Consider the following 17,757-nt stretch of genomic DNA (forward strand, 5'->3'; position numbering starts at 1 on the left):
TATGGTGCAGAATATGTGCGAACGCACACATTCTGCACCATACCATAAGAATCTTTTTGAGCGCTGAAGGCGCGTAGGGTCAGGTGTCGAAGACACAATGCGCACACCTTTCAGACACGCTTTTGGAGGATATATTTTAGTATCCGATAGTAATTAACTGCTACGTGCCTCTAGTTTTGGAGAAATCACTCGTTGCAGATTGCAGATGCATAGCAAAAAAGGATTTGTATACATGAGGTGGGAAATAGATAGAAGATAAACCATTAGTACCCAATGAAACTTTCTATCTACTTGATTCGTCCGAAACAAACAGAAAGGTACATAAGTACTGTCGCCTGAAAAAAATATCTCCGGGCCGCCGCCACAAGTTGGCTCTGACCAGTGGAGAGCAGCGTTGTCGAGCTGACGCAACACGATCCGGCACGGCATTAGGCGATAGTTTTCACGCTCGTGATTGATGGGAAGCTATGCTATAATGTCTCTCAGTGTTATGCGCCTGAGGGCTAGGAGGAACACAACATGCCTGAAAATGCAAACAACACAGAACAGACGCCCATTGTGAAGTGTGTGACAGTCGGCATGTTTGAAGAAAACTGCTATTTGTATGCCTGTCCGGAAACACGTGAAGCTGTCATCATAGATCCAGGTGACGAACCAGAGAAAATTCTTGATGCTATTCAAGAACTTAAGCTTATTCCCAGGTATATCATCAATACCCATGGGCACGTAGATCATATTTGTGCCATTGATGCTGTCAGCGCGGTCTACCCGGTACCGCTCGCTATTCATCCTGCTGATGTTCCTCTTTATACAGATGAGCAAACTGCACGGGAGTACGGATTGACAGTTCCATTGGTCAAACGGAAACCGGATATTTTACTTCAAGAGGGTGATACCATCTCGTTCGGTAATATTACACTCGAGGTGATACATACACCCGGACATACACCTGGCGGCATCTGCCTGATCAGTCAACCGTATTGTGTCTTTAGTGGGGATACCCTCTTCTATCGGAGTATTGGGCGCACCGATTTTCCAGGAGGGAGCTATGAACAGATTGAGCAATCGATCCGAAATAAATTATATACCCTTGAAGATGAGCTGGTCGTCTTTCCGGGTCACGGGCAGCCGACAACTATTATAGAAGAGAAGTATGAAAATCCATTCGTAACTGCAGAGGAGTAATATTGTGTCAGTTATCTGTGTAATTGGAACAGGCTATGTGGGCCTGGTAACGGGCACGTGCCTGGCCGATCTAGGCAATACAGTCACCTGCATTGATATTGTTCAGGAAAAAATTGATCGTTTAAAAAAGGGCATTCTCCCAATCTATGAGCCCGGCCTGGAGGAGATGGTGGACCGCAATGTGCAGGCTGGCCGCCTGCGTTTTACGACGAGCTATCCTGAGGGTCTTGAAAATAGCGAATTTATCTTTATTGCTGTCAATACTCCCACCGGCAACAATCAAGGTGGGGCCGATATGCGCTATGTCGAAAGTGCTGCACGCAGTATCGCTGAAAATCTCGATCATTATGCTATCGTTATTAATAAGAGTACCGTTCCAGTCGGTAGTGGCGATGTCGTTTCTCGTGTAATCAGCAATAATTTGAAGTCACCTGATGCAAGTTTCTCGGTCGTTTCTAATCCTGAGTTCTTGCGTGAGGGCGCTGCCCTGCTGGACTTCCAGAATCCTGATCGCATTGTACTGGGCTCTTCTGAGCCTGAGGCGGCCCATAAGGTTGCGCGTCTGTACCTCCAGTTGCGTGCCCCATTCGTGATCACTGATCTCTATACCGCTGAAATGATCAAGTACGCTTCCAATGCCTTCCTGGCTACCAAGATCTCGTTCATCAATGAGATCGCTCAGGTCTGTGAGCGCCTGGGTGCCGACGTAAAACAGGTCGCGATTGGTATGGGCTATGATAAGCGCATCGGCCATTCCTTCCTGGATGCCGGTCTGGGCTATGGCGGCAGTTGCTTCCCGAAAGATGTGCGTGCCCTGGCACATATGGCAGATGAGGCTGGCTTGCATCCTCAGATGTTGCGTGCGGTAATGGATATCAACCATGATCAGCGTCGCCTGGTCGTTACCAAATTGAACAATTTGCTCGGCTCACTGCGCGGCACCACCATCGGTATCCTGGGCCTGGCCTTCAAACCCAATACAGATGATATGCGCGAAGCTCCAGCCGTCGATATCATCCACTGGGTAACCAGCCAGGGTGCACATGTGCGCGTCTATGATCCGGTGGCAACCGAAACTGGTCGCGAAGCATTGGTACGTGAGAACGTCAAATTGCAGGATGTCACCTTCTGTAAATCAGCCTATGATGTTGCTGAAAAGGTCGACGCTCTGGTTGTGGTGACGGATTGGAATGAGTTCAAATCGTTAAATATGCAGAAGATTCACGACTCCATGCATCGTCCGATTCTGATTGATGGCCGCAATATCTACGAGCCATCGGAGATGACCCGCCATGGTTTCACCTATCGCGGTATAGGTCGCGCCACCAATCCTGCCCCGTCTGTCCTGCCCTCTGAAGACACTACCAGTGAAATTCCCGAAAAGATGGCTCAGGAATCCTTGATTGCCAGCGAAAGCTAAGCCAAGCTAAAGGAGCTATGAATACAATGAATGAAGAAGAACAGCCATTATTGTTTACTCCACTGGTACGCCAGGCAGATGCACCTATGCCGGAATGGTTGTTTGGTTCAAGCGGTATGGCTGGTCTTCCCTCTTCATTGCATCCTACGCAGGGTGTCAATGTGGCGGTCGGCGTGGATATCATTGAAGTGGATCGTATTCGTAAGGTCTTTGAACGACATGGAGAGCGCTTTCTGAAGCGAGTCTTTACCGATTTAGAAGTGGCCCAGAGCCGCGGCAAAATGTCGCGTCTGGCGGGTCGCTTCGCGGTAAAAGAGGCGATCAGTAAGGCGCTGGGTACCGGTATCCGTGGCGTGGGCTGGCGGGAAATGGAGGTCGTCCATCTACGCAGTGGACGCCCTTCTGTGCGCTTGCATGGCAAGGCCAGGAGGCGCGCTGAATATCTGGGCTTGAATGCCTTTGATGTCAGTATGGCCGATCTGGCTCAGTTCTCGATTGCTATCGCCGTGGCCATTCAGGCCTCCTCTTTAACGGCTGCAACACAAATGTCGGATTCATCCATAGAGTTAGAAACAGGGAAGCAATACGAGTGAGAGCAGTAGTGCAACGGGTAAAACAGGCCAGCGTCAGTGTAGAGGGCCAGATTGTCGGCGCGATCGAGCAGGGCTTCCTTGTTCTGCTCGGCGTTGGTCATGAGGATGGAGAGGCCCAGGTTACGCAACTGGCGGAGAAACTGGTGCATCTACGCGTCTTTGAGGATGCTGAAGGGAAAATGAATCGCTCGCTGCTAGATGTGCAGGGAGCGGTACTGGTGGTTTCTCAATTTACCCTCTATGCGGATATTCGTAAAGGGCGTCGCCCCAGTTTTACGGCGGCCGCTCCACCCGCTCTGGCCGAGCCTCTGGTTGAACGCTTCAAAAACGCGCTCTCCTCGCATGGCCTGCACGTCCAGGGCGGCATCTTTGGCGCTGATATGGATGTCACGCTCACCAACAGCGGCCCCGTCACCATCATCATGGACAGTGAGCACCTGACCCGCTAACCGCCCCCCCTCGGGCGCTAACGCGCCCGCATCTTTATCTTAGGAAGTTGTCCGCAGCACACTGAGTCCCTTCCTTAGGAAGTTGCCTGCAGTGCGCCGAGTTTTTATTTTAGGAAGTTGCCTGCAGCTCGCTGAGTCCCTTCCTTAGGAAGTTGCCTGCAGTGCGCTCGGCGCACTGCAGGCAACTTCCTAAAATATTTTTTTGAGCGCCGAAGGCGCGAACCGTCAGGGGCCGAAGGCACAAAAAGCCAGGAGTCCACCCCCCTCTACGCGCACCTCTTGCACCACTGAATAAAAGGGAGACGGGCGCTTCGGTGCCCGTCTCCCTTTTATTCACATCTAACCTCATCTTATGTTCATTTGCACATTTCATCTGAGTCAGTTATGATAGTACCGTTAGCTTGCTTGGAAAATCTCGACTATGGATATACATGCGAAGAGGTAGAAAACCATGAAATGGGATTCTGAACATTTTCAACCGGCGCAAGCTCAAACGCTAGGCATGCCGCCACATCCAGGACGCAGGTTACCCGGCTTCTACATTAAAGCCATTACACATCCGACGGCTCATACTTTTGCACAGGCAGCTGAATATGCCAGATGGCGGCTGGTCTGGATTCAACTGGCGATACTCTTATTGATACCCGTAGTCATGGGACTATTCAGGAGCGTCTTACGCGATACCTCTACCGGGGTCAATACCCACTCGAACATCATCTTTGGTCTACTAAGTGTAATCACCATAGGAGCAACGGTCGGCGCCTTTATTCTCAAGGTCATTTTTGTGCCGCTGCTATTCTTTATCGAGGTCGGACTACAATATTTGGTAGCACGCCTGCTTAAAGGAAATGGGCGCTTCGTGGCGCATGCCTTCGGTATGCTCCTCTACCTGCTACCGTTGAGCTTGATTGGCGGTATCATCATCACGCTTTTTGTGGCCTTCCATTTCTCAACTCTCTTCTTTGCGCCTCTAATCAGTCTGCTAGCATTCTGTTATGGCGTCGTCATCAACGTATTCGTCGTAAAAGGAGTCCACAATCTCGACCGTGATAAATCCATCGTAGTTGTAGCCGTCCCTTACATCATTGGTGTCCTGGCCCTGTGTGGTGCACTCTTTGCTCTTGCCCACTACCTCTCCACCAACCTCCCGATCCTGCACTAAAATATATAGAAGCAAGCACTCAGGGCACGCAGAGAAAAAATGCAGAAGGCTGTCGGCCCTCTGCATTTTTTCTCTCTATGCCCTCTTAGCAGGAGGCGCCTCACCTTTTTATTAAAAAGAAACTTTATACGTCTTAACACTAAGAGCAGAAAATGCTCTGCACAAAAACTAAAAAGTAACATATTATATCCATTACCTATTGATCAAACGTAATATATCCACAGAAAACTGTGAACTATTTCATTCATAGCAAAGCGACTATCGCTATATAACGCTAGGAGCGCATTTTGAAGGTAAATATATGACATCACCAGCAATTAATCCGAAGGGGCTCACAATGGGCAAAAAAGTAAGCTTGCTTATCCTGGGTGCCATTATCACCATTTTTTTTCTGGCCTTGAGCGCCTACCAGCTCTCGAAGGTTTTTACAGGCAGTGTGGCTGGTGACGAATTAACGGCAGCTCAAATCTCGGGCTGGACTGCGTTGATTCTTTTTCTCCTCGGCATCAGCGGTATTATCTTCATTATGCGCAGCAATAGTGCAGATCTCTAGCCAGCTACACAAAAAATAAAGAGGAAGCTTTCCCAGCTTCCTCTTGAGTTGATATTGATTGAGCGCACCTTAGTAGCGCGGATATTGTGGTCCCGATTGAAAGTTTTGGCCTGGTGTGAATTGTGGCCCCTGTGGGTTAGGAGCATATTGCGGCGGCATGGATCGCACCTGCTGGCGCAACATGTTCAACTCCTGCAGAACAGGCCAATCTCCAAATGCCAGGATGCACAGAGCAACCAGGTTAGCAATTGGAACGAACATTAAGAGGCTCATAGCACCGCTATAGCCCGCTTTAGAGAATATTTTCCAATAGATAATTACAGAAAACACAATAGAAATGAGTACAATAATTCCCACTATTGCGAAATACGCTGTTAGCGCGGCGGCTACCTGTGTGCTCTCACTAGATGACATGGCTGCTCCTTTTTGTTAGTGACAATGACATTTCAAATGCTTGCCCCAACATCAGAACAAGCATCGATAGATGCAACTAAAAACACCACAATGTACATGTGGCGACGTTTAACCTTACCAATTAAACGTCGCTGTCTCCGTTTATTGGGGTAGCAAATTTCAATCTACCAATAAAATATGCCCTTGCCAGTTGCTCTATATATGTATAACGTGTAAAGTTACATTCAATATCATGCTTGCCGTAAATCTGTAGTTCGATGCTCTCGCCACTTATTACTGGTTAATGACTATGCGAAAGTACTCATATTTTTCTGTGTCGTGACAGAGCTGCGATCCTTTCTCACACTTGTTCTGACGGACATTTATCCGCCTGCCACCAGGTTGCCCCTCCCTTGTTCAGTTGGGTGAAATGCAGTATCATCTATGGTAAGAAACTTCAACCGGAGCTATAAATCCATGAACGACCAACAGACAGAGTTGAGCCAATCAGCCAGATGGAGTAAGAACACTGAAGATCTCCCACTGGTTATTGGACTGGATCTCGGCGGTACACAGATTCGTACCGCGGTCCTGCGAGGGGAAAAGTTATTGTCGCGTGTGGGATTATTGACTGGTGAGTCTCCATCTCCCGATCGGCTGATTCCACGCATGTATGATTCAATTCACCAGGCGTTACGAGAAGCCAATGTGACATTGGATGAGATTGCTGGCATCGGCATTGGAGCCCCAGGTCCCCTTAACAGTCGTACTGGCGTTATTTTCTCTCCACCGAATCTCCCCGGTTGGAGGGATGTTCCTTTACGATCTATTTTCTTTGAAAAGTTCAATATACCCATCTATGTTGAGAATGATGCCAACGCAGCGGCGCTCGGCGAGTTTATGTTTGGAGCCGGTCGCGGCAGCAATGAGGTGGTGTATATTACGATCAGTACCGGCATCGGCGGCGGCGTGATTGCAGATGGGCATATCATTGAGGGTATCTCTGGTACAGCAGCCGAGCTGGGTCATATGACCATCGATTGGCGCGGGCCACGCTGCAATTGTGGTAATATTGGGTGCTGGGAAAGTATCTCTTCTGGCACAGCTATTGCTCGTCGCGCTCACGAGTTGATCGCCCTTGGACGTGGTGAAAAACTGTTCAATTTTGCGCTAGCCCACCAGGAACCTGTCACCGACGCCGATACACCAGCGGATGTGAAGCGGGCCCAGAAAAATGCGCTGCATATCAATGCACGTATGGTTTCGCTGGCCGCACAGGCTGGCATTCCTGAGGCGCGTGAGATCATTGCTGGCGCCGCGGAAGGCATTGGGGTTGGACTTATCAATGTGGTGCATATCTTCAATCCGGAACTTATCGTACTGGGTGGTGGGGTCGTACAGATGGGTGATGCATTGCTGGAACCAGCCAGGCGTATTCTAAAAGAGCGAGCGATGAAGGTACCCGCCAAGTCAGCTAAAATTGTGCTGGCCAAGCTGGGTTCGGATGTCGGACTGGTAGGTGCCGGCGCTTTGTCATATTATAATCATTAAGATACATATAGGATAGGGGAGCAGCAAAGTCAACATGGCAGCAAAAAAAGAGCGCCTGGATGTAGCGTTAGTACGCCTGGGGTTAGCTCCAAGCCGGGAGCGGGCCCGCGCCATTATTATGGCCGGGCAGGTTTATGTCGGGGAACGGCTGGTGGATAAACCCGGAACCCTGGTGCCACTGGATGCGTCGTGCCGTGTAGCAGAGGCTTCTCCAGAATTAAAATTTGTGAGCCGTGGCGGTCTTAAACTGGAAAAGGCGCTGGATACCTTCCAGCTGCAACCAGCGGGCCGGATTGCGATCGACGTCGGCTCTTCAACCGGTGGCTTCACCGAGTGCCTGCTAGAACGCGGAGCCACCCGTGTCTATGCCGTAGATGTTGGCCATGGACAGCTAGCCTGGAAATTGCGTAATGACCCTCGTATAGTGGTAATGGAGCGCACCAATATTCGGCATCTCACCAGCTTACCAGAGCCAATGCAATGCGCGGTCATCGACGTTTCCTTCATTTCGTTGCGCCTGGTGTTGCCAGCACTGGTCCCATTGTTGGCCCAGGATGCTGATACCTGGATCGTCGCACTGGTCAAACCCCAGTTCGAAGCTGGCAAGGCAGAGGTTGATCGCGGTGGTGGTGTCATCAAAGATCCCGAAGTTCATCAACGCGTTCTACAGGAACTACGTAGCTGGATTTCCGAGCAAACACCGTTACAGGTCGCAGGCGAAATCGATTCGCCTATCCTGGGACGAGATGGCAATCGCGAATTTCTCTTCCTGCTACGTTTCAAAGAGAGTGGATAATTCCCATGAATATGGGAATTATAGCGCTCCTTGCGGACGGGCGCATACGAGCCCGAGCGGTTTTATTGTGTATTATGTATTGCATGAGTTGTGCTTCGCACAACTCATGCAATACATAATACACAATAAAAATCAGACATCTGTGATGCAAACATGTATTTTTTTATTTGGTGCAAAAAGGGCGCTGTGCGCACTTTTTGCACCAAATAAAAAAAGGGCGCGGGCGCGCATGCGCCCGTCCGCAAAGAAACAACACATCCTATGACAAAAGAACACATATTTATCTCTTGCATGCGGGCTCACCCGCATGCAAGAGATAAATATACAAAAACCTTACAAATTTCTGGTATTTTTTTGATCAGTGATAGGTAAAATATAGGTATGAAAATTCTGGTCATAGAGGATGAAGCCAATATCACACAGGTCATCCGGCTCTACTTAGAACAAGCTGGCTACACAGTCCTGGCTGTCAGCGATGGTATTGCTGGCATCGAACTTCATGCCCGTGAGCATCCCGACCTGGTCGTGCTGGATTTGATGCTTCCCATCCTGGACGGGATGGAGGTCTGCCGCCGCATTCGTACCTGGGCCGATACACCCATCTTGATGCTTACGGCACGCCAGGGCGAAGACGATCGCATCGCCGGCTTAGAGGCGGGCGCGGACGATTACCTGGTCAAACCGTTTAGTCCACGCGAACTGGTAAGCCGGGTTAAAGCTATTTTACGTCGTAGCAACTCTCATCCATCCGGCAATCCAGCAGAAAGTCAGCCGGCGAGAGAAGAACAGGCCGTCAGCAGTAGCAATCCCGATGAAGAGCTTCACTTCGGTGGGCTTGTCATCAACCTGCCTTCGCGCCGTGTCACCGCCAACGGCAAACAGGTGACCCTGACGGTCAAAGAATTTGATCTGCTAGTAGCACTGGCGTCGGCACCCGACCGTGTCTTTACCCGTGAGTCTCTGCTCAACCAGGTCTGGGGCTATAGCTATCTCGGCGATGGTCGCACGGTTGATGTGCATATCGGCACCCTGCGCAAAAAACTAGAGGCTGCGCCAGGCATGCCCCATCATATTCAGACCGTCTGGGGCGTAGGCTATAAGTTTGTGCCAGCCCCCGCCACCTCTTCACAACACGCCTGAGTAAGATAATAGGGAGCGTTTAGCATGCGTACCACTACCCCGAAAAACTCAACCTTTAGTCTGAAATCAAAACTGGTGCTAAGCTACCTCCTTGTGATTCTGGGCACGGTGTTAGTGCTCAGCTTTGCCGTCTCGGTCGCGGTCCAGAACTACTTTTATAGCCTTCAAGTTGAGCGACTAAATTACAATGCCGCGTTGCTGGCACGCAGTATCATCACGTATTATCGCATGAATGGCTCAGACTGGAACAATATGCAGCCACCTAATCTGGTACCTAATGACCAGGTGTTCGCCTTGATTGTTGATAACAATGGCAAACATATCGTATGCTCCAACAACAATCCTGTAGAGCAAAATAACTGTGATAATTCTGATATAGCCCAGGCGTTAAAGACTGTGTTGCAATCGGGCAATGCCAGTTCTGGTAGCATACAATTAACGCTAGATAACTACAACGGCCCCGTTATCTATGCCAGCGTACCACTACAATATGGCAATCAAACCATCGGAGCCGTCTTTATTGCGCAGCCACGTATTACCTCGGGCTACGATGTGTTAAGTCAGATCAACCAGTCAATCATTCTGGCTAGCCTGGGAGTGGCGGCGATCGCGGCCCTCTGTAGCTATCTCTTTGTGCGCCGCTTTGTACGCCCACTGGAGTTATTAACCACGGCGGCAGAAGATATGAAACATGGTCGTTATACCCGGCGCGTGGCGCAGAATTTTCCACAGGACGAGGTGGGACTGCTAGCACAGACGTTTAATGAGATGGCGGATACCATTGAGGCCGATGTCACTGAGCTACGGCGCCAGGATCAGATGCGCCGCGATCTGATCGCGAATATCGCCCATGACCTGGCGACACCTTTGACAGCTATCCAGGGATTAAGCGAGGCGCTGGCCGATGATGTAATTTCTGATCCTGAATCTCGCCAGGAGACCGCGCAGCGCATTGGACGCGAGGTACAGCGTCTGCGCCGCCTGGTGGCCGATGTGCGCCAGATGACGATGCTGGAAGCGGGACAGATCCGCCTGGACCTGGCCCCGCTAGATCTGAATTCGCTGGTGGATGAAACGGTGGCGGTAATGGCGCCCGAATGCGAGGAACTCGGGATTAAACTCCAAAATGCGATCCCGACCAGTATTCCCTATGTCGAGGCTGATAGCGACCGTATTACACAGATACTCTTAAACCTGCTGGATAATGCGCGCCGCCACACCAATGAAGGCGGTCGGATCAGCGTGGGAGCGGTAGAGAAGGATGGTCAGTTGCGCGTCTCAATCAGCGATACTGGCGTCGGCATTGATAAGGACGACCTGCCACATATCTTTGAGCGCTTCTACCGTGCCGACCGTTCGCGTGCCGCGAAAACTGGGGGTAGCGGTCTGGGACTGGCTATCGTCAAGGCTATTGTTACGGCCCACAATGGACAGGTGTGGGCGGAAAGTACGCCAGGCAAGGGCACAACTGTCATTTTTACGCTACCGCTGGCTCAGCAACTACCCCAGCAGGCCAAACAGCTACTGAATAGCATTCCTGCTTCCCATTATGAGTGATGATGTATTTCCTGCGCCGACTGCAAGGAGCCAAACATTGGCAGGGCCGTATCAAAGTAGGAGTCATCCGCCATGCGCAGAGCATAAGCGAAGTCCTGTATATGCTTGAAGCGCTGGTATGGATCTTTAGACAATGCTCTAAGAATGACTTTTTCTACCTGATGCGGAATGGTAGGAATAATCTCGTGGGGCGGCAATGGCTCTCGATATAAATGTTGCTTGCACAGCTGAATAGAGGAACCCGCAAAGGGGGGGCGGCCGCATAGCCAGGTATAAACCAGTATTGCCAGAGCATATTGATCACTCATCTTCAAGGGATAGCCCTCGATCTGCTCAGGCGCAGCATAGAGCGCTGTCCCGATCGATTCTTGTATGGCATGCAGATTCCAGGGCTGCACAGCCACAGCGATCCCAAAATCGCTCAGCCAGACTTCATAGCCGCGACTGAGCAGGATATTCTGCGGCTTGATATCCCGATGAATGATATTGTGATTGTGAACATATTGCAAGGCGCTGGCAATGCTGACCACAAAGGGAATGATCGTCGATACTGGCTGGGGCACATCAGGCTCAAAGTAATCCTGCAGCGTGCCGTTGGTGGCATAATCCATCACCATGAATGGAGATTTCCCCTTGATGCCAAAATCCAGCACACGCACGATATTGGGGTGACACAGACTGGCATGCAACCGGGCCTCAGCGCAAAATTTAGTGATTTGCTCATCGCTGGCCACCCAGTTATTCAAAACCTTCACCACTACTTTATTGCCCAGATGGATATGCTCTCCAAGATAAATGGTTGAGGCCGCGCCGCGTCTCAAAACACGAAACAAGCGATAGTTCCCAAACACAAATCCATCAGTACGCTTTTCTAAAAAATCATTTGGCATAGACATACAGTATTTGTCCTTGTCCAGCGATCACATGTCATCAATAATGCTCTCTTTGAGTGCATACAATACCCTGCTCAAAAAAAAGGTTCTGGTGAGGTGCAGAAAAATGTGTGCGACATATTTTCCTGCACCTCACCACGACCCAATAACCAGCCAAAACCAGAGATCTTATCTCTGATTCCTCTGAGTGTACGTTTTCTCTGCTGGAATGTCATCAACCAGAAGGAGGATTCATCCGTCCAGATGGAATGTGTCTGACTATCGCCCAAATGGAGGAAACAGGCCACGTTTTCAACACTCGCTAACCTGACATACAACAACATGTTATACTATGTTAAGCAAATAAGCAGTATTTTAATAATGCAATCCTCGTGTGGTTAGAATAGATAGGATGTTGGCTGTTTAGTGTTCTATGCTTCGTAGCTCGCCGATAATAAAGAAGGTGGGAGAGCACATTGTCGATAAGAAAATCGAGATACACATTCCTGACCGAGCACGTAAAAAAGGAGTCTCCGATGGAACGAGGAAGTCAAGACCCGCAAATCATTACAACTAAGCTAACAATTCCACCTTACTACCTAAAAAAAATAATTCCCCGTAACCATGTTTATATGACGATGGATGCTGGTTTGCAACGCCCATTGCTGCTAGTGACGGCTCCGGCAGGATTTGGCAAGACAACCGTGGTCAGTGAGTGGATTCGGCAGCACCAGTTGCCAGCCGCCTGGGTCTCCCTGGATCCTTCGGATAACGATATTGTGCGCTTCTGGCGCTATATTCTAACCGCCTTAAGTCGTTTTCTGCCCGACCTCACTGATTTGATTGTTGCCTGGCAAAATGAGCAGGATGAGCTCAGTATCGAAAATATATTGACCCGCTTCATTAATAGTGCGATTATGCTTCCAGAGGATATCTTGTTGGTGTTAGATGACTACCATACCATCTGTACGCCAGCAATTCATCAGAGCTTTACGTTTCTGCTGGAACATCTCCCACCACGCCTGCATATTATTCTGATTACCCGGCGCGATCCTCCTCTGCCGCTGGCGCGCCTGCGCGTGCAAGGAAAATTGACTGAGATCCGGACACAGGATCTCCGCTTCACCAATGAGGAGACCAGTATATTTCTAACTCAGGCAATGAATCTCAATCTGAGTCCTGACGATGCCATTGCGCTACGCAAGCATACGGAGGGTTGGATCGCAGGTTTACAACTGGCTGCTCTTTCGCTGCAGGGACGCTCCAGTTACGACTCGATTGCACAGTTTCTCAAAACATTCTCAGGTATCAATCGTAATATCTTGCACTATCTGACCGATGAAGTCCTGCAGCAATTGCCGGAGCATATACAAACATTTCTGCTCCAGACGTCGATTCTAGAGCGCCTGAATGCTTCCCTGTGCGATGCAGTGACTGGTAACGCAGATGGAGAGATGATGCTGGAATGGCTGGAGCAAAATAACCTCTTTTTAAATGCACTGGATAATCAACAGTGCTGGTATCGCTACGATCAACTTTTTCTGGAGCTTTTGCAGCATCGCTTGAAACAAAAATATCCAGAACTGCTGCCGGAATTACATCATCGAGCGGCCACCTGGTATGCGCAACGGGGAATGGATATCGATGTGATCAAACATGCTATTCTGGCGGAAGACCTCGAGCAGGCAGTACAGTTGATTGAGCATCACGCCTGTCACTTTATTCAGCGTGGAGAGGAATCGTTGGTAAGGAAGTGGCTGTCCAGCCTGCCAGAACAGCTCGTAGCGTCCCATCCTATGCTCTCCCTCTTACAGGCTTATACGGCTTTCTTACAGGCTCAAATGGACGTCTATGAACAGGCCCTGACACGGGCTACACAATTGTGGCAGGAGGATAAGCAGCATCGCTATATGCTTAGCCGTGTCTACGATTTGCGGGCCCGCGTGGCCCTCTACTGTGGCGATGGTCCCCAGACTATAGACTATGCCAGGCAGGCGCTGGATTTCATTGACGAGGAACATTCCTCACCTTTCTATTGTAGTACCATGCTGCACCTGGGCGCGGGCCATCTCTTGCAGGGCAAACTGGTGCAGGCGACCCACTATTTGACAGAGAGTTACCGGCTGGGCCAAAAATATGGCTATACAACTGTGGCGCTGGCGGCGGCCGTCTATCATGGTTTGCTGCAAAAAATTCAGGGAAACTTGCGTACTGCCATCCAAACCTTTCAGCAGATCTGTGGCGAAGCACAGGCAATAGTAACCTGGCCAGTGATCGCCGCCCATGTCTATCTGGCGGATATCTATCGCGAATGGAATGATATCTCAAACGCCCAGGAACATATGCAGCAGGCACAATTATTGAGCCTGCAAACCTCAAATGAGGGACATATAGCTGCGGAACGCTATCTGGTAATGGCGCGCCTGGCATGGTTACAAGAGGAGCGTGAGCAGGCTATGACCTTCCTGGTGCAGGCTGAACATAGCTCGCAACGCTTTGGATCCAACCCGACCTTTCTGGCCCGCGTGGCCGAGCTACGCATGCATTTCTCACTGGCACAGAGAGATCTCAATGCCGCCCAGCAGTGGCAGACGCAGTATGCACCGCCGCTGACAGATGAGATGTTCCTCTATGAGCGCGAGAACTGGTTAATGGCACAGGCGCGCCTGTTGATTGCGCAGGAGCAGGGTGGACAGGCAATCCAACTATTAGAACCAGCTTACCAGCAGGCACATAATCAGGGCCGGAGCCAGAGTGAATTAGCGCTGCTGCTGCTGCTGACGCTGGCTTATCACATCGAGGGCAATACACAATATACGCTGCAGAAGCTTGAACAGGCACTGCTTCTGGGTGAAGCGGGCGGATACATGCGCAGCTTTGTGGATGAAGGAGCGGTCATGATCGCACTACTGACAGAGCTCTATAGTCGCTATCAGCGCCATGCTGCGGCCGAGACAACCCATAGTTCACCGGGCTATATCTATACGTTGCTCTCATCGGTTAGTACCGAGACCCAACCTCCACGCTGGCTGATCTCGCAGGAAAATGATGATGAGATGATCGATAAGCTAAGCGAACGCGAATATATGGTGCTGGGCCTGATCGCCGAAGGGCTCTCTAATCAGGAGATCGCCCAGAAGCTGGTAGTCACCGTCAGTACCATTAAAACGCACCTGAATAACATTTATGCCAAGCTCCATGTGCACACTCGGCTGCAGGCCGTCACGCGCGCTTACGACCTGGGTGTCCTGCGCCGCAGCGAAGTAGATACTGAGCCACTGATCCCTCCGCGCTCCGCGGAACGATTGTAATTAAATTTCTAGCAATCCAACCGTATGCGCTTTTGTCAGAGCCTGCAGCCGGGAATTGACATTTAACTTGCTGTAGATGTTATTAAGATGAGTCTTGATCGTACTTTCAGCTACAACAAGGGTACAGGCAATTTGCTGGTTGGAATTTCCCTCGGCAATTAGCTTTAAAACTTCTAGCTCGCGATCACTCAGTTGTTCCAGCGAGGCTTGCGCACGCTGCGCCCGCTTTTGCCAGGATCTCCAGTCGCGTGGCTCCACATCACACCCGAACTCCAGTAGCAGGGCATGTACGTAGCTCAGGACCAGGGAGTGCAAATCGCCGGTATAGCGTTTCTGCTGGCGGTGATATAGTTCGGAGAGCAACGTCATTAATACCTGTCCCTCATCAAGAAACAGGCGGCGGTAGCCTCCTGGCTCGGCCAGTATCAAGATATGTTCCAGGGTTTGCCTGGTGCGTCGAATATCTCCTGCTATATAGTAAGCTTGCACTAAGAGCATTTGGAACTGAAGCTCGTCAGCAATACGTCCCTGAGCCTTGATGGTTGGTAACAGTGTCTGCACCAGTCGTATGACTTCGGCAGGACGCTGCTGAGCCAGCAGCAGACGAGCTTTTGCTTGCTGCCAGAGTTCTTGTTCCAACAAGGAACGCTCATCAAGATTGGTAGGATAGTTGCGCTGCAGCAATTCTTGCACAGCACTCACATGGCCTTGTGCCAGTCGGTATTGTGTGCGTAGCAGGGCAATCTGTGCCAGCGCATATGTGTGGTTGTCCCTGTACGTCAAAGAGCCCTCCGCCTGGTCCAGCAGCAGCAAGGCTTGCTCTACCTTACCATTAGCCCAGGCCAGCCGGGCGGCTAGCATGCTATATCCGATCGCAGGCGGGCCAACTTCAATTTGCTCGCTACTCTCCTGCGCCATCCTGAGCTGCTCCTGTGCTCGCACCAGCTCATTCCATTCTAAATAAAGCTGTCCAGCCTGCACATGCGCCTGCCTGGCAAACCAGGCCATGCATTCTCCACGATTACTGCTGCATTGTTGATAGAATTTCATGGCCTCGCGCAACTGACCCTGCATCATGCGCAGACGACCTTGATGTAGCTGGCCGCTAGCGATAGCAATAGCGCAATTCATCTGGCTGCCGATGCGCTGACCTGACGTCAACTCAACCTGCGCCTGCTGGATCTCTCCACAGCATAAATGGGCGGCCCCACGCAACACATGTGAGAAACTGGACAACAAAGGTCTATTCCGATTGGCATCCAGCGCCCGTTGCGTATACGCCAGAGCTTGCTTGCCATTGCCAGTACAGATAGCGTAACAGGCCTGTAAGTCATAGATGCTACTCAGCATTTCATTGTTCTGGCTGGCCTGCCAACTATGGCGTGCAATAGCCAGCGCCTGCTCATAGCGCTCCCATTGTCCTGTGTAGAGATAGCTGCAGGCAGACAGGTAGGCCACAACCGGACGTTGCTGGAGCTCAATAGATTCATGTAATTGCGCCAGCCAGTCAAAAATGCATGGGATATGTCCCTGCATCCAGAGGGGCCAGGCATGGGCTTCCAGCAGGTCAGCGGCCCGCTCGTAGGCATGAGCTGCCAGTGCATGCTCAACCGCTTCGTGCAGCATATGTTCCCGCTCATACCAGCAGCTAGCACGTATATGTAGCTCACGCAGGCGTTCTGGATATTTCTGACACAATTGCTGACGCAGGAACTCGGCCAAAAGTCGATGGTGACTTCTCCAGGCACCTTCCTCATCCGGAGTAGCAATAAACAGGTTGGCCTGCTCTAGCCACTCCAACATCGTTTCAGCGTTTCCCTGACCAGTCACCGCGTTGCAGAGGTCAGCCCTCATGCGCGTCAGGATAGAGGTCGAGAAGAGAAAGTCAAGGACGTCATCAGGTAAGGTCATCAGTATCTCTTCGCTCAGATAGCGAGCAAGATGGCGGTTGATGCTCATAAACGACGAGATCGTAGCTGGCCGCTCTTTCTGCTCAGGCATTCTTTGTAGCGTCATGGCAGCTAGCTGTAAACCGGCGATCCAGCCTTCGGTAGCACGCAGTAAATCAAATAGGTACTCTGGCTCAAGCTGTAGCTTCATACCATGGCTGAACAGTTGCACCGTCTCGTCCAGAGTAAAACGTAGTTCACTGGAGCGTATTTCTAGCAGTTGTCCTCGTACGCGTAGACGCACTAATGGCAGGAGAGGGTCAATCCGCGTACTGATGAATAAGTGAACATGAGACGGCAAATGTTCCAGAAAAAAGGTCAGGGACTGGTGAATGACTGGCAGTTGAATGTATTGGTAGTCATCCAACACACATATCAGCGGCTCAGGATAGGTCATCAAAATATTAATAAAGGCGGCCAGCATATCTTCGATCGATGTGTGCAGATATACATCCAGGCACTCCTGTACTTTAACCTCCAGATCAGGATTGACGCGGGCAAAGGCAGCCAGGCAATAGCACCAGAAGCGTATCAGGTCGTTATCATCCTTATCTAAGGAAAGCCACGCTACCTGGCTAGAAGAATGCTGCTGCAACCAGCCAGCAAGTAATGTAGTCTTGCCAAAGCCTGCCGGCGCAGCAATTAAAGTCAAGGGATGGTTTGCGCCACGCTCTAACTTATGATAGAGACGTATACGCGGAATAACCAGGGGAGCATAGCTCTGAGGCATAGTCAATTTCGTCGCAAGCAGTAATTGTTTGGTCGGGCTAATCTCCATCTCCATCCTCTTTCTTCCAACACGCATCCCTGCTAGCGATACCTGATA

14 protein-coding genes are annotated in these 17,757 nt (G+C 50.5%); 11 read left to right on the plus strand and 3 right to left on the minus strand.

Annotated features, from left to right (window positions below; translation table 11 throughout):
- The first annotated feature begins 519 nt into the window (after positions 1-519).
- From JMI88_RS22190 to JMI88_RS22215, 6 genes are all read left to right on the plus strand, one after another.
- A complete protein-coding gene (locus tag JMI88_RS22190) occupies positions 520-1,185 on the plus strand; it encodes an MBL fold metallo-hydrolase (protein WP_201364165.1) in 666 nt (221 codons plus the stop codon).
- 4 nt (positions 1,186-1,189) lie between these two features.
- Complete coding sequence (locus JMI88_RS22195) at positions 1,190-2,605, plus strand: UDP-glucose dehydrogenase family protein (protein WP_201364166.1); 1,416 nt, start codon at positions 1,190-1,192, stop codon at positions 2,603-2,605.
- A 26-nt stretch (positions 2,606-2,631) separates the two neighbouring features.
- Positions 2,632-3,198, plus strand: coding sequence for a holo-ACP synthase (gene acpS / locus JMI88_RS22200; protein ID WP_201364167.1), 567 nt, complete (start codon positions 2,632-2,634; stop codon positions 3,196-3,198).
- Complete coding sequence (dtd, locus tag JMI88_RS22205) at positions 3,195-3,647, plus strand: D-aminoacyl-tRNA deacylase (RefSeq protein WP_201364168.1); 453 nt, start codon at positions 3,195-3,197, stop codon at positions 3,645-3,647. The genes acpS and dtd overlap by 4 nt, the downstream gene beginning before the upstream one ends.
- A gap of 451 nt (positions 3,648-4,098) precedes the next feature.
- The gene (locus JMI88_RS22210; protein ID WP_201364169.1) at positions 4,099-4,809 is read left to right on the plus strand and encodes a YIP1 family protein; all 711 of its coding nucleotides are present in this window, start codon (positions 4,099-4,101) and stop codon (positions 4,807-4,809) included.
- A gap of 301 nt (positions 4,810-5,110) precedes the next feature.
- On the plus strand, positions 5,111-5,362 hold the full coding sequence (locus JMI88_RS22215; RefSeq protein ID WP_201364170.1) for a hypothetical protein: 252 nt from the start codon (positions 5,111-5,113) through the stop codon (positions 5,360-5,362).
- Between the two features lie 69 nt (positions 5,363-5,431).
- On the opposite strand, the gene JMI88_RS22220 is transcribed toward JMI88_RS22215, so the two are convergent.
- Positions 5,432-5,776 (minus strand): DUF805 domain-containing protein, encoded by a 345-nt coding sequence (locus JMI88_RS22220; RefSeq protein ID WP_201364171.1) that lies wholly within the window; start codon positions 5,774-5,776, stop codon positions 5,432-5,434.
- 456 nt (positions 5,777-6,232) lie between these two features.
- Between JMI88_RS22220 and JMI88_RS22225 the strand changes: the two genes are divergently transcribed.
- The 4 genes from JMI88_RS22225 to JMI88_RS22240 all read left to right on the plus strand — a co-directional run bounded on the left by JMI88_RS22225 (position 6,233) and on the right by JMI88_RS22240 (position 10,799).
- Positions 6,233-7,306, plus strand: coding sequence for an ROK family protein (locus JMI88_RS22225; RefSeq protein ID WP_201364172.1), 1,074 nt, complete (start codon positions 6,233-6,235; stop codon positions 7,304-7,306).
- Between the two features lie 34 nt (positions 7,307-7,340).
- Entirely contained in the window at positions 7,341-8,102 is a 762-nt protein-coding gene (locus JMI88_RS22230) for a TlyA family RNA methyltransferase (RefSeq protein ID WP_201364173.1), read from the plus strand.
- A gap of 381 nt (positions 8,103-8,483) precedes the next feature.
- The gene (locus JMI88_RS22235) at positions 8,484-9,242 is read left to right on the plus strand and encodes a response regulator (RefSeq protein ID WP_201364174.1); all 759 of its coding nucleotides are present in this window, start codon (positions 8,484-8,486) and stop codon (positions 9,240-9,242) included.
- Positions 9,243-9,266: 24 nt separating this feature from the next.
- On the plus strand, positions 9,267-10,799 hold the full coding sequence (locus tag JMI88_RS22240) for a sensor histidine kinase (protein WP_201364175.1): 1,533 nt from the start codon (positions 9,267-9,269) through the stop codon (positions 10,797-10,799).
- Here JMI88_RS22240 and JMI88_RS22245 read toward each other — a convergent pair.
- On the minus strand, positions 10,790-11,695 hold the full coding sequence (locus tag JMI88_RS22245; protein WP_201364176.1) for a serine/threonine protein kinase: 906 nt from the start codon (positions 11,693-11,695) through the stop codon (positions 10,790-10,792). The genes JMI88_RS22240 and JMI88_RS22245 overlap by 10 nt on opposite strands.
- A gap of 512 nt (positions 11,696-12,207) precedes the next feature.
- Here JMI88_RS22245 and JMI88_RS22250 point away from each other — a divergent pair.
- Positions 12,208-14,982, plus strand: a complete 2,775-nt coding sequence (locus JMI88_RS22250) for a winged helix-turn-helix domain-containing protein (protein WP_201364177.1) — start codon at positions 12,208-12,210, stop codon at positions 14,980-14,982.
- Here JMI88_RS22250 and JMI88_RS22255 read toward each other — a convergent pair whose 3' ends face one another.
- A complete protein-coding gene (locus JMI88_RS22255; RefSeq protein ID WP_201364178.1) occupies positions 14,983-17,709 on the minus strand; it encodes a winged helix-turn-helix domain-containing protein in 2,727 nt (908 codons plus the stop codon).
- Positions 17,710-17,757: the final 48 nt, after the last annotated feature.

Source organism: Dictyobacter formicarum (assembly GCF_016587435.1).

Coding starts and splice junctions, on each gene's coding strand:
- JMI88_RS22190 (WP_201364165.1), top strand. CDS start 520: ATGCCTGAAAATGCAAACAACACAGAACAGACGCCCATTGTGAAGTGT.
- acpS (WP_201364167.1), top strand. CDS start 2,632: ATGAATGAAGAAGAACAGCCATTATTGTTTACTCCACTGGTACGCCAG.
- JMI88_RS22210 (WP_201364169.1), top strand. CDS start 4,099: ATGAAATGGGATTCTGAACATTTTCAACCGGCGCAAGCTCAAACGCTA.
- JMI88_RS22215 (WP_201364170.1), top strand. CDS start 5,111: ATGACATCACCAGCAATTAATCCGAAGGGGCTCACAATGGGCAAAAAA.
- JMI88_RS22220 (WP_201364171.1), bottom strand. CDS start 5,776: ATGTCATCTAGTGAGAGCACACAGGTAGCCGCCGCGCTAACAGCGTAT.
- JMI88_RS22225 (WP_201364172.1), top strand. CDS start 6,233: ATGAACGACCAACAGACAGAGTTGAGCCAATCAGCCAGATGGAGTAAG.
- JMI88_RS22230 (WP_201364173.1), top strand. CDS start 7,341: ATGGCAGCAAAAAAAGAGCGCCTGGATGTAGCGTTAGTACGCCTGGGG.
- JMI88_RS22235 (WP_201364174.1), top strand. CDS start 8,484: ATGAAAATTCTGGTCATAGAGGATGAAGCCAATATCACACAGGTCATC.
- JMI88_RS22240 (WP_201364175.1), top strand. CDS start 9,267: ATGCGTACCACTACCCCGAAAAACTCAACCTTTAGTCTGAAATCAAAA.
- JMI88_RS22245 (WP_201364176.1), bottom strand. CDS start 11,695: ATGTCTATGCCAAATGATTTTTTAGAAAAGCGTACTGATGGATTTGTG.
- JMI88_RS22250 (WP_201364177.1), top strand. CDS start 12,208: ATGGAACGAGGAAGTCAAGACCCGCAAATCATTACAACTAAGCTAACA.
- JMI88_RS22255 (WP_201364178.1), bottom strand. CDS start 17,709: ATGGAGATTAGCCCGACCAAACAATTACTGCTTGCGACGAAATTGACT.